Origin of the sequence: Noviherbaspirillum sedimenti, assembly GCF_003590835.1 — a bacterium.
GTDB lineage: Bacteria > Pseudomonadota > Gammaproteobacteria > Burkholderiales > Burkholderiaceae_D > Paucimonas > Paucimonas sedimenti.
The window spans coordinates 396760-420134 of the sequence record NZ_QYUQ01000002.1 but is presented as its reverse complement, the minus strand read 5'-3'; the positions used below and the strand labels follow the sequence as shown (position 1 = coordinate 420134).

Sequence of the window (23375 nt, the reverse complement as noted above, 5' to 3'; positions counted from 1 at the left end):
AGCGAAATTATAGCAAAGCTACTTCACTTCTGTAAATGCGCTTTTCGAATATTTATGAAAGATGTTTCGCCAAGCGCGCCAACACCGTTTCGCGACCGAACAATTCAACCACGGCATCGATCGACGGCGTCTGCAACTGCCCTGTAATCAACAGACGCAGCGGCATGGCCAATTGCGGCATCTTCAGCTTGTGCGCAGCCAGCACTTCCTTCAGCATGGCCGACAGGGCTTCCCTGCTCCAGGCCACCGTCTTGCACTGCTCGGCATACTGCGCCAGCGCCGGCCGCACGGCGTCCGTCAGGTGCTGCGCCAGCAGGGCCGCGTCCGGATGCGGCTGGCGGAAGAACAGCATGGCCGCATCGGCCAGCTCGTTCAGGGTATTGGTACGGTCCTTCATCAGGCCGATCGCAGATGCCAGCGGCGGCGCGCCGTCGAACTGCGCGCCTTCGCGTTCCATCACCGGGCGCACCAGGTCGGCCAGACGCTCGTTGTCGGCCAGCTTGATGTAATGGTTGTTCAGCCATGCCAGCTTTTCCGGATTGAACTGCGCCGGCGACTTGGACAGGTGATCGAGGTCGAACCAGCTGCACAATTGCTCCATCGAGAAAATCTCGTCGTCGCCGTGGCTCCAGCCCAGCCGTGCCAGGTAGTTCAGCATCGCTTCCGGCAGGTAGCCTTGCGCCGGGTATTCCATCACGCTGACGGCGCCATGGCGCTTGGACAGCTTCTCGCCGTCGGCGCCAAGGATCATCGGCACGTGGCCGTACTGCGGCAGCGGCGCTCCCAGCGCCTGCAGGATATTGATCTGGCGCGGGGTATTGTTGACGTGGTCGTCGCCGCGGATTACGTGGGTGATGTTCATATCCCAGTCGTCGATGGCCACGCAGAAGTTATAGGTCGGCGTGCCGTCCGGGCGGGCGATCACCAGGTCGTCCAGTTCGCGGTTGGCAATCGTGATCTGCCCTTTCACCACGTCGTTCCAGGTGACTTCGCCATCCAGCGGATTACGGAAGCGCACCACCGGCTTGCGGCCGTCCGGCACAGGCGGCAAGCTCTTGCCGGGTTCCGGGCGCCAGGTGCCATCGTAGCGTGGCTTCTCGCCGGCGGCGCGCATGCGTTCGCGCATCGCCTCGACCTCTTCGGGCGAGGAATAGCAATAATAGGCACTACCGGCTTGCAGCATTTGCCCGATCACTTCGCGGTAGCGGTCCATCCGCTGCATCTGGTAGAACGGGCCTTCGTCATGCTGCAGGCCAAGCCACTGCATGCCGTCCAGGATCGCCTGCACCGCTTCCGGGGTCGAGCGCTCGAGGTCGGTATCCTCGATGCGCAAAATGAAAGTGCCGCCGAAATGGCGGGCATAGGCCCACGAAAACAGCGCGGTGCGGGCGCCGCCGAGATGGAGGTAGCCGGTCGGGCTGGGAGCGAAACGAGTGCGGACGGTCATGGCGTAAGTGGCAAAGGAAACTCGGTTTCTGTGAAGGCTAACTTGCGCAGCAAGTTAAGCAGCTATGCTGCGGCCGAAGCAAAAACGGCCTTGGGACGCCAAAGCCGTTGAATTCGTGGTTAAAGGGGTATTTTACCGTGTTGGCTGGGGGAGTGGAAATTAGGGGCGATGGGGCATTTCAAACACGTCAAGACTCACAGACTCACCTCGTCCTCAAAAATGACTTCCTGGCCGATGCGCGGAGTAAAGCTGCTGCCCCAGTTGGGACCAGCGGCGGGTTCCATCACGCGCACCCAGACATAGGCTGATTCCTGCGCCGGCGTATTGTTGTCGCCCTGCGGATGGCTTCTGCGGCTGTGCGATTGCGCACCGCGCTGCCAGTGCAGCTGCACCTTGATGCGGTGGTTGCGCTCGGTGGTCAGGTCCTGCCCCGGGGTGCCGACGACGATGGCGGTATGAATGCCGGTGACCGTCGGTTTCGGATGCAGCAAGGCGCCGCGCGCATCGACCGTTAGCGGGCGCCAGGGAATATCGGCGCGCAGCGCTGTAAAACGGTTGCGATAGAGCGGTTCGGCATCCTCGGCGCCCCGGCTGGCTTGCCCATTCAGCCCTCCCAGCGAGGACGCTTGCGCGCTGTTGCCGAATACGCTGTCGATCAGCGTATTCGCATCCGACCCCAGGTTATTGCGGCCGAAGTGCTGCACGGCGATGACGGCAAAGCAAACCTCGGCATCCCCCTCTTGCAGGCGCTCGCGATCATGCACCGGATGTTCCGTCAGCACGAAGGTGCTGCCGGGCGCCAGCGTTCTCACCGTGCCTTCGCCGTGGCAGGTATGGTTGCGCGCCTCCAGCGCCTCAAGATGCAGGCGCGCGCTGCGCTCGGCGGCGTCGCCGCTATCGAAATGCCGCAGGCCGGCATGGTCGCTGGCCAGCAGTTCGGGCACGTCGCCACCGGCATGGCTGCCTCCCTGCTGATGGCCGATGACGCTCACCTGCCGCTCGTTCCAGCTTGCCACGCGCACCGTATTGGTGACGACGCGCCGCGCCGTCTGCCAGCCGGTGATGGTGTCGGATTGCTCGACCGCGGCGGCGCGGTGGAAGCGGATGGGCGGCTGCACGTTGGGCCCGAAGGCGGCATTGCTGTCGGCGATCACCAGCCGGTGATTGCCCAGCGCCGCGCTGCCCGCGTCGCCCACATGTTCGAACCAGTAGAACAGGCCTTCCTCGGCCAGCAGGCGTTCGACGAAGGCCCAGTCGCTTTCCTCGAACTGGGTGCAGACTTCGCGCGGCGCGTAGCGCGATGCATCGCTCAAGGCCAGGCGCCATTCCGGCGCCAGCCTGCCCTGGCCCTGGTAGTCGGCAAAGATTTCCGCGACGATGTCGAGCGTGCTCTTGTCCTGCCAGACGAAGGAATCGAAGCGGTGGCGCAGGAAGGCGGTCCAGGGTTCGATATTCAGCCGGTAACGCGTCAATCCTGCTTCGGACGACAGCGGTTCAAAAGCAGTGATGTGACCGTGGATGGGGCGCAGCTCGCTACGGCTATGCTGCGTGAGAATTTCCAGCAAGGCCGGTTGCCCCAGCAGGCGCTTGCCATCCAGCGCAGCATCCGTGGACAGCGTCGTAATGTCGAAACGAAATCCCTGGCTCAAGCCTTCCCGGCCGGCGATGCGCTCCACCAGCAGCGCATCGGCCCCGGGCGAGGTCGTCAGGCGCAACAGGCGGGTGTCTTGCGTATGGCCGGCCAGCAGCGCGCGCAGCGCGGCCATGGCGCCGGAGAGGCCTCCATTCATCGTTTGTCCTGTTATTCAATGTTAGCAAATTGAAAACACGACGGAATGATAAATGAAGGCAGAAAAATGTCATTAAATTAACAAGGTGCCGCCTGCTGCATTTCCTTGAGGAAATATTTACAGCTCAGTCGTCAATGGGCGCAAAGCGCGGCATCTGCTTGCCATCGACTTCGATCATCTGAAAAAACACGTCTCGCGGACGCACCCATACCGAGCCGTCGTGCGCCCGATACACGATCACCGGTGTCAGATCGGCTTCCTGGGTCGCCTCGCAAACCAATTCATAAATGCCGCCCTTGTAGTGCCGGTAGCGTTTTGCTTGATGGTTTGTGTTTGCCATGATGAATCCGGAAGGTATCGGGAATCAGGAATCCTGCTCAGGGGGAGATTTGCCTTCCCCTTGATAGATCGCCTTGCCCGGCTGCATTTCCGCCATGCGCTTGCCGGGCTTGTCGGAATCGACCATGGCATAGGGATCGGCGACATAGGCCGGGCCTTTCATCAGCATGACGAGGAAAGCGCCGGTGCCGACGATGACGAGGGCGATCCAGAACACGATCATCACGGCGATGCTCATGATATCGACGGTGGAGGCCAGCTTGGGGTCCGCCGGTGCGAGGCCGAACAGCGGCAGGAGGCGTATCAGCAGCGCCGGCAGCGCGATCAGGATGCTGCCGGCAAGGGAGGCTCTGGGCAACAGGCGCAGGATCGTGCGTTCCCTTCCTGCCGGAGACTTGCTGTAGTCAGGTAGTTGATTGAACAGGTTCGCCATGGCATTCCCGGGTCAGATCATAGTGGATTAACGCCAATCAGCAACCCATGCAGCCAGAATGCAAACAGCATCCAGGCGACACCACCGGCCGCCACTGCAGCGATCGTTCCGCCCATTGTTCCTGCAGGATATCGGGTGCCTGCCATGCGGTCCCTTTTGCGTGCGGCCAGGTAAGACAATTTTGCCCACACCAGAAAACTGCCGAAGAGGATCACATCAGCAAGGGTTCCATTCGCCAGCAAATGGGCGAAGGCCCAAACCGTGACGCCCAGCACCATCGGATGATGCAAGCGGGCCTTGATGCCGTTGCGGGGAACGTAAGTCGCTGCCAGCAGGACGAAAGAGATTAACGTGAGGAGGGACGCGATATGCCGCATGGCCACCGGGGGACTCCACAGCACGAGGGGGTCGTTCCGGGCCATGCCGAATCCCCAAATGATCAGCCCGAAGCCGACCAGCGAAATCAGGGTGTATCCCAATTTCCACGCTTTCTCGCCATACCTCGCACGCTGGGCGGTGCGCCAGTCATCGGCGAATATACGGACGGAATGCATGCCCAAAAAAGTCACCAGCCCAAGAATCAATGTCGCCATTGCCGGTCTCCTCAGGAAGGAGTTTGTGTTGACCGCTCAGCATTGTACATTGCCACAAGCCGGCAAAAGCTTCGAATCCCTCCCGCGCGCAGTGCGCGCTCTCTCCGATTGAGTAGGGGACGGAATTACTCCCGCCGCCACCGGGTCACCGGAGGCAGTCACCCGCCTCCGGTTCCCACAGAACGTAGCGTGCGGATTTCCCGCACTACGCTCTTCAGCAGTTGATTTACAGTACAGCGATAGCTTGCAAGGCCCGGTAGGGCAAATGCAGCTTTGGTCGCATCAACGGAAACCGCGTCTTAATTTGATGAAACGCTTCCCACGTAACACCGCCTGAGCGGCTACGGCTACTCAGCATTTTGCGCCAGTAACGCTCGACACCCCTGTGCACTTGCAGCAGTGCCCGGAAATTTCCGGCAATGCCGTAGTACGCATAGTGGCCGCGCAATACCCGGTTGAGCTTTTCAGCCTGCTCCCGAATCGACAAGTGCCTTACCTGCCGCATCAAGTCTTGCAGGTTTGCCAGACTACGTCGCAATCGCGATTTCTCTGTTTGCATCCCTACCTTAAATCTGCCCTTCAGGTTTTGCGTGCAATACAGGGTAAAGCCCAGGAAGTAGATCGTCTCCGGCCTCTTCCGCCCATGATTGCCCGCATCCCGTTGCGCAAATCGACCAAATGCAACGAGCTTGGTCTTGCTTGATTCAAGGGTCAAACCAAACTTCTCCAACCGTTTGCGCAGAGCGTCCTGAACCCGTCGTGCATCTGACTCGTATTGGAAACACATCACAAAGTCGTCGATGTAGCGCACCAAGTAAGCCTTGCCTTGCAGGTGCCGTTTGACCACGCGTTCAAACCACAGGTCCAGCACGTAATGCAAATACACGTTACTCAATAGCACGCTGATCGAACCGCCTTGCGGCGTTCCCTCCTCACTTTGATGCACCTTGCCGTCTTCCAGTACGCCTGCCTTGAGCCACCGCCGGATCAAACTGATCATGCGTGGGTCTCCTACCCGGTGCTCCACAAATCGAAGCAGCCAATCGTGGTTCAGGCTCCCGAAGAAGTTCTTCAAGTCCGCTTCCAGCACCCAACTGACTTTGCGACCAGCGACTACCTCATTGAGTGTCGCCAGTGCTTGGTGGGCATTGCGCTCAGGTCTACCACCAAACGAACATGGCATAAAGTCCTGTTCGTAAATGGCGGATAGGACTTGGGCGGCACTGCGCTGCAAGGCCCGATCAGCCACAGTCGGTACGCCCAGCGGGCGCATCTCCTGTTTGCCGGGCTTCGGGATATACACGCGCCGGATGTCTGGCGCTTGATACCCTCGGCGGTGGACGGATTGAAGCATCGGCCCAATCCATTCCTCAAAGCTCTCCTTCGCCTCTGGCACCTTCTGGCCATCCACACCAGCCGCCGAGCGACTTGGAATCTTCCACAGATTCGTCCACACCCGGTCCTGCGTAATGTAGTGTGCCAGCGAAGTAAACCGAAGTGCCGGTTCGCACCGAGCTTTCACTGCTATTCGTTCGAGTCCCGTTTCCATGGCGGGTGATTCTTCTCTTTGCATAAAAGACCTTGCCTCCCTTTGTATGGAGTCCATGTTGCCCAAGAACGATTCAACTGCTGCTGGCCGCTTCCCCATGTGATCGGCTCTCCCGATCTCGGAGTACTATCAGCCAGTCTGACTTCCGTCAGGTCATCAAGCCATTCTGCCTTCTCGGCTCGTCTGGCCTTACAAGCTGCGCTTGAACCTGACGGATCTCCCTTGTTCACATGAAATTCTTTGGTTACATGCTGGCGGTACGAACCCCGGAAGCACTCCAGCACACTCGCCGTGGCGCATGCTGGAATTCCGCCTTCCCCTTTGAGAGATAGGGTCGGCTACTTCGACCAGTGTGATTTCGGGGCTATTTTTCCGTTCACTGATGTTCCGGCCTGCAACCTCCCTGTCTACGCTTCGCAGTGGCCGTTACCGGACACCACGCAAGACTCGGTACGCGACTGCTGGCTAGGCTTTGCCGCGGCAGCCATTTCAGGCCGCTGAATTTCATGCGCTTGCAAGGCGCAACTCCCACACCACCGTACGTGCGGTTCCGCATACGGTGGTTCATTTAACACGCCAGCGGCGGCTACCGCTGAGTCTGCCACCGCCGCCCCCAAAAGCCGATGTGACTATTGCAAAGAATGGACGCGCTTATTTAGCGCAGCCTTAGACATGCTTACTCTTTAGCAAATCATTGCGATGCGACCCACTCGAACAGCCTGCGGCCATACAGGCCACCGACGGTCATCAGCAGCACTGCCAGGCCAATATTCCACATCAGGACCATTACCGTCGCATCTATCGGATGCAGCAGCGAAAGAGCGGTCGCAGTTATCGCAGCGACTGCGAGACTAGCGCTCATTGCAACTGGCCTGGGCGACAGGCGCGCGGCATATCGAAGCATGATCAGCATCAAGAGCGACAGTGGTGCGCCAATCAACGCCAGCGTCGCAAAACAGCGCGCGGTCTCGCCGAGAGACACGCCGTCCGGGCCGACAGCAACCCAATTGGTGAGACAGCCGTAACCGATAGTGGATATCCACAAGACGAGCGACGGCGCCGGCAGCAGCAACCAATTCCGCGACCGGCCGGGAATACTTGCAATGAACGATGCCATTGCGGCGAGCACACCCGTGATGGCAGCGGCTGCAACCCCGGTGACAAAGACAGGTTGCTGCAGCTTGACGCCGAGGTCCGGGCGAACGCCATGTTCGACGCCGACCAGCACCAGCATCAACACTGCAAACAGCAGCCAGCACGAGGCTCGCATCAGGGGCGGCAGCAAGCGCCGCACCGGCTTTGCATCGGCAACCAGCAAGTCAATAAGGTCGGGGGTTGACGTCATTTGCTCGCACCTCGCCTCTCCATCCGTTTGCGCAGGTTTTTCAGGGCGCGATGGGCAGCGACTTTCAATGCGGTAATCGACATCCCGCTCGCGGCTGCAGCTTCCTTCAACGACATCTCCTCAAGCTTTAACATCCGAAGCGCGTCCCGTTGTCCCGCCGGCAGGAAATCAAGGGCGTCGCGCAGTATCCGTGCTTCAACCGCCTGTTCCTGGAGATTCGCTTCAGAGGAAGAAAAATTCTCATGTTCCGGATCGAGCGGCGTTTCATGCGCGTCTACGCGTCCCCGCCGGCGCAACTCGTCGATGATGCGCCGGTTCGCGATGGCGACCAGCCACGGACCGAACGGCCGCGCCGGGTCGTATGTATTGCGTACCGAGTGCACGGTGAGGAGGATATCCTGGACCGTATCCTCGATATCACTGCCGTTTCGGATGTGGCGGGCTGCGAGTCCACGCAGATAAGGCGTGATTTCTTCAAGCAAACGCCGGTAGGCCTGGCGATCGCCTGCTTGTGCATGGACCATATAAACCGACCAGTCCAGCGTGCCGTCCGGCCGGACAAAAGATGTCGCGGACTGCTGCGCCGCGGCGCGCCGATCTTGGGTCTCCTTCATCAGGCTCAGGGCAGTGCCATGTTGATGCGTGTCGGTGGACATGATGGAATTCTGCGCCTTTCCAAGGAATCCGTGGAAAAATATATTTTTCGCGCCATGTAACCTTTAGTCGGCTCCGGCCGAATCTTCTGACATGGTTGCGATTCCGCGGCCGTTATCAGGTGACATGATTGAGGAGATGGACTATGAGCAAGCATGTATTGGCAGTTTCCACGCTTTCGACCGCAGTCGGACTTGCCCTCGCGCTCCAGGCATTGCCGGGACAGGCGCAAGAGAAAAAGGACATGAGCAGTGCGCCACAAGTGGTTAAGGACAACATGGCGAGAATGCAAAAGAGCAAGCTGGAGAAATGTTACGGAATCAATGCCGTCGCGAAGAACGATTGCGCGGAAGGGGTGCACTCCTGCTCCGGACAGGCAACCCAGGCACGGGATTCGAAATCCTTTGTATTGCTGCCAGCCGGCGATTGCAGCAAGATTCAAGGCGGCAAGCTGAAAGCCAGCTGAGAAGAGCGTTTCCATGGATGTGTCTGCAGCGCCTTTGCCATGCGCATCCGGTCCGATCCTCGCGAAAGCGGGAATCGGACTGCGCTTTGCGCACCACCGCTTCGTCATGGAAGTGCGGCCGGATGTCGCCTGGTTTGAAGTGCATACCGAAAACTACATCGGTGGAGGATTCGCGCCGCGCCACCTCGACGCGATTCGCCGCGATTATCCGCTCTCTCTGCATGGCACCGGATTGTCCCTCGGCAGCGCCGACGGGCTGGATTCGACGCATCTGGCACGGGTGCGGGATGTGGTTGAGCGCATCGAACCGGCTCTTGTTTCCGAGCACATGAGCTGGAGCATCAGCGGCGGGACGTATCTCGCCGATCTCCTGCCGCTGCCGATGACGGAAGAAGCACTGGCCATCGTTTGCCGGCATGTTGAGCAAGTGCAGACTTGCCTGAAGCGGCGCATCCTGATCGAAAACCCGTCGACCTATCTGCGTTTCCGGCACTCGACGATTCCGGAGTGGGAATTCCTCTCAGCCGTCGCGCGCCGCACCGGCTGCGGCATTTTATGCGACGTCAACAATATCTACGTCAGCGCCAGCAATCACGGCTGGGACGCCGTCGCCTATCTGGCCGCATTGCCGCCGGCGTCTGTCGGCGAGATTCATCTTTCCGGCCATAGCGTGAGACAGCTGGAGCAGGGACGAACGCTTCGCATCGACGATCATGGCTCGCGCGTCGCAACGAAAGTCTGGGCTCTCTACGGCAAGGCGCTCGAACGCTTCGGACCAGTGCCCACGCTCATTGAATGGGATACCGACGTGCCGCCGTTTGAAATATTGATGGAAGAAGCGGCTTTGGCCGAGGCCGCTCTCGAAAGATACCGCAATGACGAACCTGCCTGCCCCCACGCTGTCTGAACTGCAGAGCGCCGTCTGCCGGAGCCTGCTGCGCCGCACGGAAGCCGCCGCGGGCGAGCTTGTCGTCGCAGATGGACTGGATGGAAGCCAGCGGCTTGACATTTACCGAAACACCATGACGATGGCGCTGGTCAGGGCGCTGCGCCTTTCCTATCCTGCCATTCATTGCCTGGTCGGCGCCGACTTCTTCGAAGGAGCCGCCCGCATGTTCATCGATCGGTCTCCGCCGCGCAGCGCGTGGCTGGACGAATACGGAGCGGACTTCCCGGAATTTCTGGCGCGGTTCCCGCAAGCGGCATCGATCGGCTACCTTGCCGACGTCGCCCGCCTCGAGCGGCTGATCAACGGCGTGCTGCATGCGCCGGATGCGAAGCCGTTGCAGCCGGCGCGTCTTGCGCAATTAAATGAAGCGGAGCTCGGACGCCTGCGTTTGGCGGCACATCCGGCAATACGGCTGTGCCGCTCCGAGTATCCCGTGGATTCGATCTGGCGCGCGGTGCTGGAACGCGATGAAAGCGCCATGGCGGCAATCGATCTCGCGGACGGCCCGGTCTGGCTGCTCATTTGCCGATCTGAAAACAGCGTCGATGTGGACCGTTTGAGCGAAGGGCAATGGCGCCTTACGTCCTCGATATTTTCCGGGATGCCCTTGCAGCAGGCGCTCGATGAAACGCCGTGCAATGACGCCTACGACCTGCTCGCCGCGCACCTGGCACGCGGCTGCTTTGCCGATGCAGGCCTCTGACCAGGCTTTCCAATTTCCGCTTGGAGCTTTCATGATGACGCCCTCGACTCAATCCGCCGCCTTCAACTCGCCGCAAACCTCCCGTCTGGCGCAACTCGTTCTGTGGCTTGAACATGTGCCCTACTCGCTGCTCGCGATTCCATTGCGCTTCGCCATCGCTACCGTTTTCTGGAACTCGGCAATGGCCAAGCTCGCGAACCTGAATACGGCAGTCGAACTCTTTCGCGAAGAGTACAAGCTGCCGCTCCTGCCGCCGGAGCTGATGGCTTACATTTCGATTGCAATCGAATCGAGCGCGCCGGTCCTGCTCGTCCTCGGATTGGCGACGCGTCCAGTGGCATTTGTGCTGCTCGCGATGACGGCGGTCATCCAGATCTTCGTCTACCCGCAAGCATGGCCAACGCACATCCAGTGGGCTGCGATGCTCCTTGTGCTGCTGTGCCGAGGGCCGGGGAACTGGTCTATCGACGCTTTGATCTGGAAACGGTTGGGTGGTCCGCGTTAAGGACGCCGGCTGAAACGGCAGCAGCCGGCGTCGGCAGAGCCGCTCCCGATCAGTACAATACGAATCCCTCGCGTTTCAGTTCCCACTGCGGCCCGGCGCGTCGCTGCGCGCCACCCCGCCCCGCAGATTCTCCCGGCTTTGCGCCTGCAGGCGCAAAGCTTCGAGGCACCTGCCTGCATGCCGGTGCCGCTCAGCAGGCGCGGAGCAGTGCTCCGCGAACCCCCTGCTTCTCTCCCCCGCGCGCGCTTTGCGCGCTCGCCTCCCCTGAAATGAAAAAAGTCCCTTGCGGGACTTTTTTCAGTGTTACTGGAGGAGGCGGAGGGATTCGAACCCTCGATACGGGTTTAAGCCCATATGCTTCCTTAGCAGGGAAGTGCCTTCGACCACTCGGCCACGCCTCCAAACAAGAAACGGTCAACAAAATCCGTTTCTGTTAAGCCACGCATAATAACTTCTCAAGCGCGTCTGGTCAATACAACTCTGCAGCAGATCAGACTGCTTTTTCCAGGTCGAATGCCTTGTGCAAGGCACGCACTGCCAGTTCCATATACTTTTCATCGATCAGCACCGAAATCTTGATTTCGGAAGTCGAGATCAGCTGGATGTTGATGCCCTCTTCGGCCAGCGTACGGAACATTTGCGAAGCGATACCGACGTGGCTGCGCATGCCCACGCCCACCACGGAGACTTTCGATACCTTGGTGTCGCCGGTGATGCTGGTCGGGTTGATGTGGCCCTTGACGCTCTTTTCCAGCACGTCGATGGTTTTGGCGTACTCGCCGCGCGGCACGGTGAAGGAAAAATCGGTCCTGCCATCCACCGCCTGGTTCTGGATGATCATGTCGACTTCGATATTGGCGTCCGCGACCGGGCCGAGAATCTGGTAAGCGATGCCCGGCTTGTCCGGCACGCCCTGCACAGTGATCTTGGCTTCGTCGCGGCTGAAGGCGATGCCGGTAATTGTTGCTTGTTCCATTTTTGTATCTTCCTCAAACGAAATCAGGGTGCCGGATCTGGCTTCTTCTTCCAGCGAAATCATCGGATCAGTCAGCGACGACAGCACGCGCGTCGGCATGCGATAGTTGCCGGCAAATTCCACCGAACGGATCTGCAAGACCTTGGAGCCGAGCGAAGCCATTTCCAGCATTTCTTCGAAGGTGACCGTGTTCAGGCGGCGCGCTTCGGTCACCACGCGCGGGTCGGTCGTGTAGACGCCATCGACGTCGGTAAAGATCAGGCATTCCTGCGCCTTCAGCGCCGCCGCCACCGCCACCGCCGAGGTATCGGAACCGCCGCGACCCAGCGTCGTGATATTGCCGCCTTCGTCCACACCCTGGAAACCGGTGACGATGACGATCTTGCCAGCGTCGAGGTCTTTGCGGATTTTGGCATCGTCGATCGACTGGATGCGCGCCTTGGTGAAGGCGGAATTGGTCTTGATCGGCACTTGCCAGCCGGCGTAGGACACGGCCTGCTTGCCGAGCGACTGCAAGGCCATCGACAGCAGCGCCACCGAGACTTGCTCGCCGGTCGAGGCCAGCATGTCGAGCTCGCGCGGGTCGGGCTGCGGCATGATTTCCCTGGCCAGGCCGATCAGGCGGTTGGTCTCGCCCGACATCGCCGAAGGCACGACCACGATCTGGTTGCCGGCGTCGTGCCATTTGGCCACGCGCCTGGCGACATTGCGGATGCGCTCGGTCGAGCCCATCGAAGTACCGCCGTATTTGTGAACAATTAATGCCATAACGGAAAATAGTAAAAAACGAATAAAAATCAACCTTTTAGTCTACCTGTTGCGCCCCGGGAAGACAAGTGAAAAAGTCAGGACAACCGCGCAAATAGAGGCGCCGCCGGGCACAATCGCTAGGACTGCAGAACATGCTCCCAGCGCAGGCGGACATATTCGCCCTGCCCTGATCCGCTGCGATGGCAATCCATGCCGATGCCGGCCGCATACAACACCTCCTGGCCGGCCGTCACCAGCGGCAGGAAAGGCCGCTCCCAGGCCGGCACGTGCAAGGCCTGGAAATGCTGCTTCAGGCTGCGCGTGGGCCGGTTGGCAGCCAGCTTGACGTTCTCGCCTCCCTGACGGTAGCGGATCAGCAAGGGTTGCGCGCGCAGCCAGGCAGCATCAAGCCCTTCTGCCGCCGACTCGAAATGCAGCCTGCCCTGATAGGCGGAAAAATCCAGGCTGGCTTCGCCCTGCCAGCGAAACGGCTGCGGCGCCACGCTGGCCGCGTCCTCATCCCATTTCGGCGTCAGGTACACGCGATTGCGGTAGCGCCGAATGGCGCAGTCGGGGTGCGACACGCACAACTGCGCATCGGCTTTTGCATCCAGCATTTGCGCGCGCATTTCAGTCAGCCACGCAGTGGACGGCATGCGTACGCCATGCACGCCGAGCCAGTGGCGCAGGAGATTGTCGAGACGCTCGCTGCTCAGACCGCGCAAGCGTTCGAGATCGAGGCAAGCGCCGTCGGCGCAGGCGGCGAGATCATCCTGCGCCAGCTGCAGCAGCAAGCGCTGCGCCGCCTGCATGTGGCTGGCGCTGCGCGCCAGACGCTCCTGGAAGCCCGGAAAGCTCTGGCTCAGCTGCGGCATGACACCCTGTCGCAGGGCGTTACGCGCATAGCGGACATCGGCATTGGACTCATCTTCCACGTGCGCGATACCTGCGCGCGCAGCCCAGGCTTCCAGTTCGGCGCGGCTGATGTCCAGCAGCGGCCGTGCCATCAACAGGCGCGCATCGCCCAGCAGGTCCGGCGCGGCGTTGATGTCATCCATACCGGACAGGCCGGCCACGCCGGAGCCGCGCAAGAGTTGCAGCAGCACCGTCTCGGCCTGGTCATCCAGGTGGTGCGCGGTCAACAGCAACGCCACGCCATGCTTGCGACACAGCGCCCCCAGCGCGGCGTAACGCAGCACGCGCGCGGCTTCTTCCACGCCGCTGCGGTCGGTGTCGCCAATTTGCACGCGCTGCGCCGCGAAGGCCACGCCCAGCTGCCCCGCCTCGCGCTCGCAATGCGCCAGCCAGGCATCCGCATTGGGGCTGAGGCCATGATGGACATGGAAGGCGAACAGCTTGACTCCGCGCACGGCCGCCTGCTGCTGCGCCAGGCGCAGCAAGACCGACGAATCCAGGCCGCCGCTATAAGCCACGGCGACTGCAGCAGGCGCCACGGGCAATCCAGCGCAAACGGAAACGCGCGCCAGAATCGCTTCCAGCGCGCGTTCGAATCGGTCGCTTAATGTGGACAGACGGCCCACGTCTTAATCCTGCGGCGCGATTTCCTTGAATTTGCCGTAGCTCAGCAGCTTTTCATGGCGGGCTGCCAGCAAATCCTTCGGTTTCATGCCCTGGAACTGGCGCAGCGAATCGGCCAGGGCGCGCTTCAGCATCGCCGCCATCTGCTTGGGATCGCGGTGGGCGCCGCCCAGGGGTTCGGTGACGATCTTGTCGATCAGGTTGATCGCCTTCAGGCGGTGCGCAGTCAGGCCCAGCGCATCGGCCGCCTCGCTGGCGCGCTCCGAAGTCTTCCACAGGATCGAGGCGCAGCCTTCCGGCGAGATCACCGAGTAAGTCGCGTATTGCAGCATCAGCACGCAATCGCCCACGGCGATCGCCAGCGCGCCGCCGGAGCCGCCCTCGCCGATGATAGTGGCGATCAGCGGCACCTTCAGTTCAGCCATCACATAGATGTTGTGGCCGAGCGCTTCGGATTGGCCGCGCTCCTCGGCATCGATGCCGGGAAACGCGCCCGGCGTATCGACAAAAGTGAAGATCGGCAGGTTGAATTTTTCCGCCAGCTTCATCAGGCGCATGGCCTTGCGGTAGCCTTCCGGCTTGGGCATGCCGAAGTTGCGCATGGCGCGTTCCTTGGTGTCGCGCCCCTTCTGGTGGCCGATCACCATGCAGGCCTGGCCATTGAAGCGCGCCAGGCCGCCGACGATGGAGAGGTCGTCGGCGAAGGTGCGGTCGCCATGCAGTTCATGAAAGTCCGTGAAGATTTCATTCACGTAATCCATGGTGTAGGGGCGCTGCGGATGACGCGCGATCTGCGAGACTTGCCAGGGCGTGAGCTTGGCGTAGATATCCTTGGTCAGCTGGTCGCTTTTCTTCGCCAGGCGTTCGATCTCTTCCGAGATGTCGACGGCGGAATCGTCCTGCACGAAGCGCAGCTCCTCGATCTTGGAATCCAGTTCCGCGATCGGCTGCTCGAAATTGAGGAATGTCGTTTTACTCATTTTGTTCCCTTCTGTTCCACACGGGTGGATGATTCCGGATCAGTATTCCACCGGTACTGGCGCCAGGCTGCGCCAGAGATACCAGGTTGCCACCGTACACCAGGGTGCCCAATTGGCAGCCACTTCGCGCGCATCGCTGCGCGAAACTGGTTCTCCAGAAAAATAATTAACACTAATGCCTTTGAGCAACCCAAGGTCATCCAAAGGCAGAATATTCGGTCGCAGCAGATTAAATATCAAAAACATCTCTGCTGTCCAGCGTCCAATGCCACGAATTTGTATCAACTCAGCAATTACCGCCTCGTCTTCCATTTCCGTCCACTGGTCGGCATGGACCTTTTTTTCCTTGAAATGGCGCGCCAGATCGAGGATGTATTCGGTTTTCCGCTTGGACAAGCCGCAGCCGGCCAGGCCTTCCCCGGCTTTCAGGACCTGGGCCGGAGTGCATTTCGGGCACAGATCGGTAAAACGCTGCCAGATGGTATCCGCCGCCTTGACCGAGATTTGCTGGCCGACCACCGAACGCGCCAGGGTCGTGAACGGCTCGCCGCGCCCGATCAGGTGTAGGCCGTCGAATTGCGGGATCAGCCGGCGCATGATGCGGTCGCGCTTCATCAGCTCGGCCTTGGCATCTTCCCAATATTCCGGGATGAATACGCGGGCATCGCCCGGGGTCGGTTTGGCCATGCCGCTCACGCCCTCCGCCATTCAGTGGTGCCGCCCGGCTTGTCTTCCAGGACGATGCCCTCGGCCAGCAGTTCGGCGCGCAAGCGGTCGGCTTCGGCAAAATTCCTGGCTTTCTTGGCGGCCGCACGTGCTGCTATCCGTTCCTCTATCTGCGCCAGGATCGCCTCCTGAGCAGCGCCAGTAGCAGCATCGCCGCTGCCCGGCGCGCCGTGCAGGAATTGCTGCGGTTCGCGTTCCAGCAAGCCGATCACTCCGGCCAGCGCCTTCAGTTGCCGCGCCAGCATGGCCGATTTCGTCTTGTTGGCTTCATTGGCCAGTTCGAACAGCACGGAAATTGCCAGCGGCGTATTGAAATCATCGTTCAGCGCATCGGCAAAACGACGCGCATGCGCTTCCTCGCGGTCCAGCGCGGCGCCGTCGGGCGCGACTTCCTTCAGCGCCGTGTACAGGCGCGTCAGCGCACCCCTGGCATCGTCGAGGTGGGCATCCGAATAATTCAGCGGGCTGCGATAGTGGGCGCGCAGGATGAAAAAGCGCACCACTTCGGCATCGTATGTTTGCAGGACTTCGCGAATCGTGAAGAAATTGCCCAGCGACTTGGACATTTTTTCATTATCCACACGAATGAAGCCATTGTGCATCCAGTAATTGACGAAATGGCCGCCGTGCGCGCCTTCGGACTGGGCAATTTCATTCTCATGATGCGGGAATTGCAGATCGGCGCCGCCGCCGTGAATATCGAACTGTTCGCCGAGCAATTCGCATGACATGGCCGAGCATTCGATATGCCAGCCGGGACGGCCGCTGCCCCAGGGCGACGACCACTTCACTTCTTCAGGTTCGGTATCCTTGGCGGCTTTCCACAGCACGAAATCGAGCGGATCGCGCTTGCCGGTATTGACATCCACGCGCTCGCCGGCGCGCAAGTCGTCGAGCGACTTGCCGGACAACTTACCATAGCCGGGGAAGTCGCGCACCGAGTAATTGACATCGCCGTCGGCCGCCTTGTAGGCCAGACCGTTTTGTTCCAGCTGGCCGATCAGTCCCAGCATCTGCGGCACGTAGGCGGTCGCGCGCGGCTCATGGTCGGGCTTTTGCACCCCCAGCGCCGCCGCATCCTGATCCATGGCGGCGATGAAGCGTGTCGTCAGCTGCGAAATCGTCTCGCCATTCTCGACGGCGCGCTTGATGATCTTGTCATCGATATCGGTGATGTTGCGCACGTAGGTGACCTCGTAGCCCGAGGCGCGCAGCCAGCGCTGCACCATGTCGAACACTACCATCACGCGGGCATGCCCGAGATGGCAATAATCGTAGACAGTCATGCCGCAGACGTACATGCGCACCTTGCCAGGCTCGATCGGGGAAAAGGCCTGCTTGTCACGCGCCAGCGTGTTGTAAATCTTCAGTGCTGTCATGGGGGTAATCAGGGAGCCGGAAAATCAAGCCACCACTAGAATAAAGCTTATTTTGTTAAAATGTTCGGTTTCGCGGCAGTATAACATTGATGAAAAAGGATAGACCCATGCATGCATCCCGTCGCCGTCTGCTGAAATTTATCTCCGGCATCCTGCTGGCCTCTTCCGCGGTGCTGGCGCAAGCGGCCGACAAGGCCGACCCGGCCAGCCATCCGCGCGTGGCCCTGAAAACCAGCCAGGGTGAAATCGTGCTGGAACTCGATGCCGACAAGGCGCCGAAATCGGTGGAAAACTTCCTGCAATACGTCAAGAGCGGCCATTACTCCGGCACCATTTTTCATCGGGTCATGGAGAATTTCATGATCCAGGGCGGCGGCTTCGACAAGGACATGGCGCAAAAACCGACCCGTGCCCCGGTCGAGAATGAAGCCAAGAACGGCTTGAAAAACGACATCTACACTGTCGCCATGGCGCGCACCTCGGCGCCGCATTCTGCTTCGGCGCAATTTTTCATCAATACCAAGGATAACGATTTCCTCAACTATCCGGGCCAGGATGGCTGGGGTTATGCCGTGTTCGGCAAGGTCGTCAAGGGCAAGGAAGTGGTCGACAAGATCCGCGCCGTCCCGACCGGCAACAAGGGTTTCCACCAGAACGTGCCAGTCACGCCGGTGGTGATCGAATCGGCCAGCATCGTCAAGTAATCCACCTGCTGCAAATTTTTCAGATAACCACTCAACAAGGACCATCATGGCTGTCATCCTCACCACCAACCACGGCAAGATCACGCTCGAACTCGACGCCGAAAAAGCGCCGAAGACTGTCGAAAACTTCCTGTCCTATGTGCGCGACGGCCACTATGACGGCACCATTTTCCATCGCGTCATCGACGGCTTCATGATCCAGGGCGGCGGCTTCGAGCCGGGCATGAAACAAAAGCCGACCAAAGAGCCGATTGAAAACGAAGCCAAGAACGGCTTGAAGAACGACACCTACACCGTCGCCATGGCACGCACCTCGGCGCCGCACTCGGCTTCGGCGCAATTCTTCATCAACGTCAAGAACAACAGCTTCCTCGATTACCCGGGCCAGGATGGCTGGGGCTACTGCGTGTTCGGCAAGGTCACCGAAGGCACCGACGTGGTCGACAAGATCAAGGCCGTCAAGACCAGCCGCGGCGGCATGCATGCCGACGTGCCGGTCGAGAATGTCGTGATCGAAAAAGCCGAGATCGTCTGATCAAGCGTCCATGACTGCTTCGCACCAGGCAAGCAAAGCGCAACCGGAAACGGTTGCGCTTTTTGTTTCCGACGTCCATTTGCATGAATCGCTGCCGAAGACCACCCAGGCCTTCCTCGACTTCCTGCAACACCACGCACGCCATGCCGGCCAGCTCTACCTGCTGGGCGACCTGTTCGAATACTGGGCCGGCGACGACGATCTCGACAGCCCCTACATCGGCGCAATCATTGCGGCCTTGCGCGCACTGAGCGCGGCCGGCGTGCAGGTATTCTGGATCGCCGGCAACCGTGATTTCCTGGTCAGCGAAGCCTTTGCCGCAGCCACCGGCATCACCCTGCTGCCGGATCCCTACGTGACCAGCATCGCCGGCCGCCAGCTCGCGCTTGCGCATGGCGATGCGCTGTGCACGGACGATACCGGCTACATGGCATTCCGCGCGCAGGTGCGCCAGCCGCAATGGCAGCGCGAATTCCTCGCCATGCCACTGGAAAAGCGCAAGGCCATCATCGCCGGCATGCGCGACCAGAGCCGCGCCGCCCAGCGCGAAAAGTCCTATGAAATCATGGATGTCAATCCGGCGGCAGTAAGCGCCCTGTTCGACGCCACCGGGGCCGAGTTGCTGATCCACGGTCACACCCATCGGCCGGCACGCCACAGCCACCCCGCGCAGGGCGGCGAACGCCTGCGTTATGTATTGCCGGACTGGGATTGCGATACGGATACGCCACGCGGCGGCTGGATTGCGCTGAACGCCGATGGCGCGGTGCGGCGCCTCGGACTTGACGGCCAGGAACTGGCCTAGAACATCTTACTCCACCAGCTTGTTCAGGCGTTCCGGATCAAACTTTTCCAGTTCCGGCAAGAGTTCGCAGGGAATGCCCGAGCGCATCAGGGCTTCGACAATCTTCAACACCTGCAACTCCTGGGTCGCGGCATTGTCGATCAGGCCGTGCAAGGCCTTGGACAGCGGATCGTCTGCGGCGCTGGTCAAGCCATAGGCGGCGAACATGCGTGCCGCCGTCTCTTCGCGGATCGTCTGCGTGTCTTTCTGGATGATGCGCGCCGGGATGCCGACCGCAGTCGCCCCTGCCGGCACTTCCTTGACCACCACCGCGTTCGAGCCGATCTTGGCGCCCTCGCCGACCGTGAAGCCGCCCAGTACCTTGGCGCCGGCGCTGACGATGACGCCGCGCTCCAGGGTCGGGTGGCGCTTGGCGCCCTTGCTGAGCGAGGTGCCGCCCAGGGTCACGCCCTGGTAGATGGTGCAATCGTCACCGATATCGGCGGTCTCGCCGATCACCACGCCAAAGCCATGATCGATGAAGACGCGCCGGCCGATGGTCGCGCCGGGATGAATTTCAATGCCGGTAAAAATGCGCGCCAGGTGCGAAATGAAGCGCCCGAGCCACTTCAGGCCATGACGCCAGCACCAGTTGGCCCGGCGATGCATGATCAGCGCGTGCAGCCCCGGATAACAGGTCAGCACCTCCCATGCCGTGCGCGCGGCAGGGTCACGTTCGATAATGCTGGCGATGTCTTCACGCAGGCGGCTGAACATAAAAATCGGGAATGGTTATGCGGAAACGTAATGGTAGCGTTTTCGGGCAACATCTGCTGCCCGAAAACGCTTGCGCCTGGATACAGGACGGATACCGGCCTGGCTCAGGCGGCGGCGAGGCGCTGGCGGCGCGCCTCGTACAGGCAGACACCCGAGGCCACCGAGACGTTCAGGCTTTCGACCGAGCCGAACATCGGGATGCTGACCAGCACGTCGCAATTCTCGCGCGTCAGCCGGCGCATGCCCTCGCCTTCCGAGCCCATCACCAACGCCGCCGGGCCAGCCAGTTCGGCTTCGTACAGGGTTTTTTCGGCATCGTCGGAAAAGCCATACAGCCAGACCTCGCGCTCCTTCAGTTCGCGCATGGTGCGCGCGAGGTTGGTGACGGTAATGTAGGGCACGGTCTCGGCAGCGCCGCTGGCCACCTTGGCCGCCGTCGCATTCAGGCCGACTGCGCGGTCCTTGGGAGCGATCACCGCATGCGCGCCGGCGCCGTCGGCCACGCGCAGGCAGGCGCCGAGGTTATGCGGATCGGTGATGCCGTCGAGGATCAGCAGCAGCGGCGGGCCTTCGATCGCATCGAGCAATTCATCGAGGTTGCGCGCCAGCGAAAGTTCGCCGGCTTTCGCCACCACGCCCTGGTGACGGCGCGTGCCGACCATGCTGTCAAGACGCTGGTCGTCGGCATGAATGATGCGGACATTGGCTGCCTTGATGGCCTGGATCAGGTCCTGCATGCGCCGGTCGTGGCGCGACGCATCGATATAAATCTCTTCGACCGATGAAGCATCGTGGCGCAGCCGGGCGGTGACGGCATGGAAGCCGAAAATCATCTTGCTTTTCATTGTTTAACGCTTTTTCCTGGCAGGTTTACCGGCCGAGCGCGTCCCATCTGGTGCGGACGATCTCGACGATTTGGTGGCAGCGCCACCCTTGGCTGGCCGCGCGCGCGCGGCACCGGCGCCATTTTCGGCCTCTGCACCCTTGGCACCTTTGGCACCTTTGGCGCCCTTGGCACCTTTGCCACCTTTAGCGCCTTTGGCGCCTTGCGCATTGCTGGCTGAGTTGGCCAACTTGGCGCTGCCCGCCCCAGGCTTGCTTCCGGCCTTGCCGGACCTGCCCTGCGTGGCATCGGCGCGACGCGCCTCGTTTTTCAGCTGGGTATGGATGCCCGGTTCATGCACCAGGCGCAAGTCGATCTTGCGCGCATCGAGGTCAACCCGGCTGACCTGCACCGTCACGCGGTCGGTCAGCTGGTAGCGAATGCCGGTACGCTCGCCGCGCAATTCATGGCGGGTCTCATCGTACTGGAAATAATCGGCGCCGAGATCGGTGACATGCACCATGCCCTCGATGTAGAGCTGGTCGAGTTGCACGAAAATGCCAAAGCCCGCCACGCCGGAAATGGTGCCGGTGAATTCCTCACCCAGCTTGTCGCGGATGAAGTAGCACTTGAGCCAGGCTTCAACATCACGCGACGCCTCGTCGGCGCGGCGCTCGTTGGCCGAGCAATGGATGCCCAGCGCTTCCCATATCGCCAGGTCGCCCTCGCTTTTCTTCTTGCCGGCCGCCTTGCTCTGCGCCTGCATCTTGCGCGCCGCCGGCGACAGCATGGTGTTCAGCACCGTGGTATCGATCCCCTTGGGCGAATAGCGTTTACCGTGCAGGATGGCCTTGATGGCGCGATGCGTCAGCAGGTCCGGGTAACGCCGGATCGGGCTGGTGAAGTGCGCATAGGCTTCGTAGGACAAGCCGAAATGGCCGATATTGTCCGGGCTGTAGACCGCCTGCTGCATCGAGCGCAGCAACATGGTCTGCAGCAGCACGGCATCCGGGCGCAATTTAATCTTGGGCAGCAATTCGGCATAGTCGGAGGCCACGGGCTCCTCGCCGCCGCCCAAATGCAGGCCGACCTGCTTGAGGAAGTTGCGCACCTGCGTGAGCTTTTCCTTGGTCGGCCGGGCATGCACGCGATAGACACCCGGATGCTCATGCCGCTCCAGCAGATCGGCGGCACAGACGTTGGCCGCCAGCATGCATTCCTCGATCAGGCGATGCGCATCATTGCGCGTGCGCGGCAGGATCTTCTCGATCTTGCCGTTGGCATTGCAGACGATATAGGTCTCGGTGGTTTCAAAGTCGATCGCGCCGCGCGCATGGCGCGCGGTCAGCAGGCACTGGAAGACTTCGTAGAGATGCGTCAGGTGCGGCACCAGGGCGGCGTGCCGGGCCGCTTCCGGCCCCTTGGTGTTGCCAAGAACCGCAGCCACCTCGGTATAAGTCAGGCGCGCGGCCGAATGGATCACCGCCGGGTAGAACTGGTAAGCCTTGATCTCGCCCTTGTTGGTGATGACGGCGTCGCACACCAGCGTCAGGCGATCGACGGCCGGGTTCAGCGAGCACAGGCCATTGGATAGCTTTTCCGGCAACATCGGGATGACACGGCGCGGGAAATAGACCGAGGTGCTGCGCTCGATCGCATCATTGTCCAGGCCCTCACCGGGTTTGACGTAATGACTGACGTCGGCAATCGCCACGATCAGGCGGTAGCCGGGAGTGCGGCCGATCTTCACCGGCTCGCAATACACCGCGTCATCGAAGTCGCGCGCATCCTCGCCATCGATGGTTACCAGCGGCACGTCGCGCAAATCGACGCGCTCATCCAGGTCGGCCGCCACCACTTCATTCGGCAGCTTGGTCGCCTGTTTCAAGGCTGCATCAGAAAATTCGTGCGGCACGCCGAACTTGCGCACGGCGATTTCAATTTCCATGCCGGGGTCGTCGATGTCGCCCAGCACTTCAGCGATCTTGCCAGACGGCTTGGTAAAGCGCGCCGGTTGCTCGACCAGCTCGACACTCACCACCTGGCCGGCCTTGGCCTTGCCAGGCTTGCCAACCAGCAGAATATCCTGGCCGATGCGCTTGTCCTCGGGGGCGACGACCCAGGTGCCATTTTCATTCAGCAGGCGGCCGATCACATGGGTATTGGCGCGCGAGACGACTTCGACAATGCTGCCCTCGGGGCGGCCGCGGCGATCGACGCCAACGATGCGCGCTTTCACGCGATCGCCGTTCATAACCTTTTGCATCTCCCGCTCGGAAAGGAAGAGATCATCCCCGCCATCGTCCGGGATCAGGAAACCAAAGCCTTCGCGGTGTCCGCTGACACGCCCTTCGATGAAGCTGGCCTGGTTGGCGAGCTGATACTTGCCGTGCCGGTCAGGCTTGAGCTGGCCATCGCGCTCCATGGCGTTCAGGCGGCGCGTCAAGCCTTCCATTTCTTCGGGTTTGACACCGAGCGCGGCGGCGAGCTCCGCTGCATCATGGGCGCCCGTGGAAGTGCGCAGGATACCGAGGATTTCCTCTCGGCTAGGAATGGGATAAAGATATTGGCTCAAAAGAGGTATCGGCTATAGGTTTTTGTTGAATATCTTAGTGTACTGGAGTAGCAA

General features: G+C 60.8%; 23 protein-coding genes and 1 tRNA gene. 7 read left to right on the top strand and 17 right to left on the bottom strand.

Features of this window, described 5'->3' with window-relative positions; all coding sequences use genetic code 11:
• Positions 1 to 52: 52 nt before the first annotated feature.
• From gltX to D3878_RS02030, 8 genes are all read right to left on the bottom strand, one after another.
• Complete coding sequence (gltX, locus tag D3878_RS02065) at positions 53 to 1447, bottom strand: glutamate--tRNA ligase (protein WP_119783966.1); 1395 nt, start codon at positions 1445 to 1447, stop codon at positions 53 to 55.
• Positions 1448 to 1641: 194 nt separating this feature from the next.
• Positions 1642 to 3237 carry a type VI secretion system Vgr family protein gene (locus D3878_RS02060; RefSeq protein ID WP_119783965.1) on the bottom strand — a complete coding sequence of 532 codons (1596 nt, stop codon included), beginning with the start codon at positions 3235 to 3237 and terminating at the stop codon, positions 1642 to 1644.
• 124 nt (positions 3238 to 3361) lie between these two features.
• The gene (locus D3878_RS02055) at positions 3362 to 3577 is read right to left on the bottom strand and encodes a DUF1653 domain-containing protein (RefSeq protein ID WP_119783964.1); all 216 of its coding nucleotides are present in this window, start codon (positions 3575 to 3577) and stop codon (positions 3362 to 3364) included.
• A 24-nt stretch (positions 3578 to 3601) separates the two neighbouring features.
• The gene (locus tag D3878_RS02050; protein ID WP_119783963.1) at positions 3602 to 4009 is read right to left on the bottom strand and encodes a hypothetical protein; all 408 of its coding nucleotides are present in this window, start codon (positions 4007 to 4009) and stop codon (positions 3602 to 3604) included.
• A 17-nt stretch (positions 4010 to 4026) separates the two neighbouring features.
• Positions 4027 to 4602, bottom strand: coding sequence for an NnrU family protein (locus D3878_RS02045; protein WP_119783962.1), 576 nt, complete (start codon positions 4600 to 4602; stop codon positions 4027 to 4029).
• A gap of 226 nt (positions 4603 to 4828) precedes the next feature.
• The gene (gene ltrA, locus D3878_RS02040) at positions 4829 to 6175 is read right to left on the bottom strand and encodes a group II intron reverse transcriptase/maturase (RefSeq protein ID WP_199688060.1); all 1347 of its coding nucleotides are present in this window, start codon (positions 6173 to 6175) and stop codon (positions 4829 to 4831) included.
• Positions 6176 to 6842: 667 nt separating this feature from the next.
• Positions 6843 to 7496, bottom strand: a complete 654-nt coding sequence (locus tag D3878_RS02035) for an NrsF family protein (RefSeq protein WP_119783961.1) — start codon at positions 7494 to 7496, stop codon at positions 6843 to 6845.
• The gene (locus D3878_RS02030) at positions 7493 to 8152 is read right to left on the bottom strand and encodes a sigma-70 family RNA polymerase sigma factor (RefSeq protein WP_420799468.1); all 660 of its coding nucleotides are present in this window, start codon (positions 8150 to 8152) and stop codon (positions 7493 to 7495) included. Before D3878_RS02030 ends, D3878_RS02035 begins: the two co-directional genes overlap by 4 nt.
• Positions 8153 to 8295: 143 nt before the next feature.
• Here D3878_RS02030 and bufA1 point away from each other — a divergent pair, with 143 nt between their 5' ends.
• Genes bufA1 through D3878_RS02010 form a run of 4 tightly spaced genes read left to right on the top strand, consistent with a single transcriptional unit; the run spans position 8296 to position 10773 of the window.
• A complete protein-coding gene (gene bufA1 / locus D3878_RS02025) occupies positions 8296 to 8616 on the top strand; it encodes a BufA1 family periplasmic bufferin-type metallophore (RefSeq protein ID WP_119783960.1) in 321 nt (106 codons plus the stop codon).
• Between the two features lie 13 nt (positions 8617 to 8629).
• Positions 8630 to 9523 carry an MNIO family bufferin maturase gene (gene bufB / locus D3878_RS02020; protein ID WP_119783959.1) on the top strand — a complete coding sequence of 298 codons (894 nt, stop codon included), beginning with the start codon at positions 8630 to 8632 and terminating at the stop codon, positions 9521 to 9523.
• A complete protein-coding gene (locus D3878_RS02015) occupies positions 9492 to 10268 on the top strand; it encodes an HvfC/BufC N-terminal domain-containing protein (RefSeq protein WP_119783958.1) in 777 nt (258 codons plus the stop codon). The genes bufB and D3878_RS02015 overlap by 32 nt, the downstream gene beginning before the upstream one ends.
• Before the next feature lie 34 nt (positions 10269 to 10302).
• Positions 10303 to 10773: a DoxX family protein gene (locus tag D3878_RS02010; protein ID WP_119787646.1), complete on the top strand. Its 471-nt coding sequence runs from the start codon at positions 10303 to 10305 to the stop codon at positions 10771 to 10773.
• 307 nt (positions 10774 to 11080) lie between these two features.
• Here D3878_RS02010 and D3878_RS02005 read toward each other — a convergent pair.
• The 6 genes from D3878_RS02005 to cysS form a co-directional block, all read right to left on the bottom strand.
• Positions 11081 to 11174 (bottom strand) — tRNA-Ser (locus D3878_RS02005).
• Positions 11175 to 11263: 89 nt separating this feature from the next.
• Positions 11264 to 12517: an aspartate kinase gene (locus D3878_RS02000; protein WP_119783957.1), complete on the bottom strand. Its 1254-nt coding sequence runs from the start codon at positions 12515 to 12517 to the stop codon at positions 11264 to 11266.
• Positions 12518 to 12636: 119 nt separating this feature from the next.
• A complete protein-coding gene (tilS, locus tag D3878_RS01995; RefSeq protein ID WP_119783956.1) occupies positions 12637 to 14040 on the bottom strand; it encodes a tRNA lysidine(34) synthetase TilS in 1404 nt (467 codons plus the stop codon).
• 3 nt (positions 14041 to 14043) lie between these two features.
• Positions 14044 to 15018, bottom strand: coding sequence for an acetyl-CoA carboxylase carboxyltransferase subunit alpha (locus D3878_RS01990; RefSeq protein ID WP_119783955.1), 975 nt, complete (start codon positions 15016 to 15018; stop codon positions 14044 to 14046).
• 39 nt (positions 15019 to 15057) lie between these two features.
• A complete protein-coding gene (locus D3878_RS01985) occupies positions 15058 to 15705 on the bottom strand; it encodes a DNA-3-methyladenine glycosylase family protein (RefSeq protein ID WP_119787645.1) in 648 nt (215 codons plus the stop codon).
• A 5-nt stretch (positions 15706 to 15710) separates the two neighbouring features.
• On the bottom strand, positions 15711 to 17123 hold the full coding sequence (gene cysS / locus D3878_RS01980; RefSeq protein ID WP_119783954.1) for a cysteine--tRNA ligase: 1413 nt from the start codon (positions 17121 to 17123) through the stop codon (positions 15711 to 15713).
• A 107-nt stretch (positions 17124 to 17230) separates the two neighbouring features.
• On the opposite strand from cysS, the gene D3878_RS01975 reads away from it, so the two are divergent.
• The 3 genes from D3878_RS01975 to D3878_RS01965 are packed head-to-tail and all read left to right on the top strand — an operon-like array spanning position 17231 to position 19167.
• The gene (locus tag D3878_RS01975) at positions 17231 to 17827 is read left to right on the top strand and encodes a peptidylprolyl isomerase (RefSeq protein ID WP_119783953.1); all 597 of its coding nucleotides are present in this window, start codon (positions 17231 to 17233) and stop codon (positions 17825 to 17827) included.
• 46 nt (positions 17828 to 17873) lie between these two features.
• Positions 17874 to 18362 (top strand): peptidylprolyl isomerase, encoded by a 489-nt coding sequence (locus tag D3878_RS01970; RefSeq protein ID WP_119783952.1) that lies wholly within the window; start codon positions 17874 to 17876, stop codon positions 18360 to 18362.
• A gap of 10 nt (positions 18363 to 18372) precedes the next feature.
• A complete protein-coding gene (locus tag D3878_RS01965) occupies positions 18373 to 19167 on the top strand; it encodes a UDP-2,3-diacylglucosamine diphosphatase (RefSeq protein ID WP_119783951.1) in 795 nt (264 codons plus the stop codon).
• 6 nt (positions 19168 to 19173) lie between these two features.
• Here the strand turns inward: D3878_RS01965 and cysE are convergent, their stop codons facing one another.
• The 3 genes from cysE to rnr form a co-directional block, all read right to left on the bottom strand.
• Entirely contained in the window at positions 19174 to 19923 is a 750-nt protein-coding gene (cysE, locus tag D3878_RS01960) for a serine O-acetyltransferase (protein ID WP_119783950.1), read from the bottom strand.
• A gap of 104 nt (positions 19924 to 20027) precedes the next feature.
• Complete coding sequence (gene rlmB, locus D3878_RS01955; RefSeq protein WP_119783949.1) at positions 20028 to 20768, bottom strand: 23S rRNA (guanosine(2251)-2'-O)-methyltransferase RlmB; 741 nt, start codon at positions 20766 to 20768, stop codon at positions 20028 to 20030.
• A 3-nt stretch (positions 20769 to 20771) separates the two neighbouring features.
• Positions 20772 to 23321, bottom strand: a complete 2550-nt coding sequence (rnr, locus tag D3878_RS01950; protein ID WP_119783948.1) for a ribonuclease R — start codon at positions 23319 to 23321, stop codon at positions 20772 to 20774.
• Positions 23322 to 23375 lie beyond the last annotated feature (54 nt).

What these genes read in the sequence shown, in the direction of transcription:
- gltX (WP_119783966.1), bottom strand. Translation starts at nt 1,447, where the DNA reads ATGACCGTCCGCACTCGTTTCGCTCCCAGCCCGACCGGCTACCTCCAT.
- D3878_RS02060 (WP_119783965.1), bottom strand. Translation starts at nt 3,237, where the DNA reads ATGAATGGAGGCCTCTCCGGCGCCATGGCCGCGCTGCGCGCGCTGCTG.
- D3878_RS02055 (WP_119783964.1), bottom strand. Translation starts at nt 3,577, where the DNA reads ATGGCAAACACAAACCATCAAGCAAAACGCTACCGGCACTACAAGGGC.
- D3878_RS02050 (WP_119783963.1), bottom strand. Translation starts at nt 4,009, where the DNA reads ATGGCGAACCTGTTCAATCAACTACCTGACTACAGCAAGTCTCCGGCA.
- D3878_RS02045 (WP_119783962.1), bottom strand. Translation starts at nt 4,602, where the DNA reads ATGGCGACATTGATTCTTGGGCTGGTGACTTTTTTGGGCATGCATTCC.
- ltrA (WP_199688060.1), bottom strand. Translation starts at nt 6,175, where the DNA reads ATGCAAAGAGAAGAATCACCCGCCATGGAAACGGGACTCGAACGAATA.
- D3878_RS02035 (WP_119783961.1), bottom strand. Translation starts at nt 7,496, where the DNA reads ATGACGTCAACCCCCGACCTTATTGACTTGCTGGTTGCCGATGCAAAG.
- D3878_RS02030 (WP_420799468.1), bottom strand. Translation starts at nt 8,152, where the DNA reads ATGTCCACCGACACGCATCAACATGGCACTGCCCTGAGCCTGATGAAG.
- bufA1 (WP_119783960.1), top strand. Translation starts at nt 8,296, where the DNA reads ATGAGCAAGCATGTATTGGCAGTTTCCACGCTTTCGACCGCAGTCGGA.
- bufB (WP_119783959.1), top strand. Translation starts at nt 8,630, where the DNA reads ATGGATGTGTCTGCAGCGCCTTTGCCATGCGCATCCGGTCCGATCCTC.
- D3878_RS02015 (WP_119783958.1), top strand. Translation starts at nt 9,492, where the DNA reads ATGACGAACCTGCCTGCCCCCACGCTGTCTGAACTGCAGAGCGCCGTC.
- D3878_RS02010 (WP_119787646.1), top strand. Translation starts at nt 10,303, where the DNA reads ATGACGCCCTCGACTCAATCCGCCGCCTTCAACTCGCCGCAAACCTCC.
- D3878_RS02000 (WP_119783957.1), bottom strand. Translation starts at nt 12,517, where the DNA reads ATGGCATTAATTGTTCACAAATACGGCGGTACTTCGATGGGCTCGACC.
- D3878_RS01990 (WP_119783955.1), bottom strand. Translation starts at nt 15,018, where the DNA reads ATGAGTAAAACGACATTCCTCAATTTCGAGCAGCCGATCGCGGAACTG.
- D3878_RS01985 (WP_119787645.1), bottom strand. Translation starts at nt 15,705, where the DNA reads ATGGCCAAACCGACCCCGGGCGATGCCCGCGTATTCATCCCGGAATAT.
- cysS (WP_119783954.1), bottom strand. Translation starts at nt 17,123, where the DNA reads ATGACAGCACTGAAGATTTACAACACGCTGGCGCGTGACAAGCAGGCC.
- D3878_RS01975 (WP_119783953.1), top strand. Translation starts at nt 17,231, where the DNA reads ATGCATGCATCCCGTCGCCGTCTGCTGAAATTTATCTCCGGCATCCTG.
- D3878_RS01970 (WP_119783952.1), top strand. Translation starts at nt 17,874, where the DNA reads ATGGCTGTCATCCTCACCACCAACCACGGCAAGATCACGCTCGAACTC.
- D3878_RS01965 (WP_119783951.1), top strand. Translation starts at nt 18,373, where the DNA reads ATGACTGCTTCGCACCAGGCAAGCAAAGCGCAACCGGAAACGGTTGCG.
- cysE (WP_119783950.1), bottom strand. Translation starts at nt 19,923, where the DNA reads ATGTTCAGCCGCCTGCGTGAAGACATCGCCAGCATTATCGAACGTGAC.
- rlmB (WP_119783949.1), bottom strand. Translation starts at nt 20,768, where the DNA reads ATGAAAAGCAAGATGATTTTCGGCTTCCATGCCGTCACCGCCCGGCTG.